Below are 1,126 nucleotides of genomic sequence, written 5' to 3' on the forward strand. Positions count from 1 at the left end.
GGGCGACGGCGGCGACGGCGGCCGGGGCGGCGACGGCGGAATCTGCGTCGGCGTCGGCTGCGAGACCAGCGGGTCCGGCGGCCGCGGCGGCAACGGCGGCTCCGACTGACCCGGCCCGCACACCCTCGGACGTCCTCCGGAGCACCCCGCACCGGAGGACGTCCCGTGCGCCCGGGCCCCTCGCCGGCGAGGGGCACCCGCAGGGACCACGGGATAGACTTTCGACGAGCGATGAGCGGCCCGCCGCACCCCGACCGCGGCGGCCGGGTGAGGGCGGCGCCTGATGGGCACGGCATCCAATCTGCACCTGTACGCGGGCCGGGCCTCCGGGCTCATCGGCCGGCAGATCGCGGGCTACCTGGTCGAGCGCATGATCGGCCGCGGCGGCATGGCCGTCGTGTACCAGGCCAGGGACCTGCGGCTGGACCGCACGGTCGCGCTCAAGCTGATCGCCCCCGAACGCGCCCGCGACGAGACCTTCCGCCGCCGGTTCACCCACGAATCACGGGTGGCGGCCTCCATCGACCACCCCCACATCGTGCCGGTCTTCGAAGCCGGCGAGACCGACGGCGTCCTCTACATCGCCATGCGCTACGTCGCCGGCCTGGACCTGCGGGTCCTGCTGGACCGGGAGGGGCCGCTCCCCGTCACCACCGCCCTGCGCATCGCCGGCCAGGTCGCCTCGGCCCTCGACGCGGCCCACCGGCACGACCTCGTCCACCGGGACGTCAAGCCCGGCAACGTCCTGGTCGCCGCGGGCACCGACAGCGACCACCCCGAGCACATCTACCTCACGGACTTCGGACTCACGAAGAAGGCGCTGTCGCCCGCCGGATTCACCACCGCCGGGGAGTTCGTCGGCACGGTCGACTACATGGCGCCCGAGCAGATCTCCGGCCGGCCGGTCGACGGCAGGTGCGACCTCTACAGCCTGGCCTGCGTGGTCTACGAAACCCTCGCCGGAGGGCCGCCCTTCGGACGCGACACCGAGCCGACCGCCCTGCTGTGGGCGCACCAGTACGACCAGCCCCCCGCGCTGACCGCCACCCGGCCGGACATCCCGCCCGCCGTCGACGAAGTGCTGGCCAGGGGCCTGGCGAAGGTGCCCGAGGACCGCTACGACACC

At 74.3% G+C, this 1,126-nt stretch carries 1 protein-coding gene; it reads left to right on the top strand.

What is annotated here, in order from left to right; genetic code table 11:
* Positions 1 to 283: 283 nt before the first annotated feature.
* Positions 284 to 1,126: serine/threonine-protein kinase (locus tag VR44_RS38180; RefSeq protein ID WP_045952275.1), on the top strand; the 843-nt coding region annotated here is incomplete at its 3' end.

This window comes from Streptomyces katrae (assembly GCF_000966975.1).
Taxonomy (GTDB): domain Bacteria; phylum Actinomycetota; class Actinomycetes; order Streptomycetales; family Streptomycetaceae; genus Streptomyces; species Streptomyces katrae.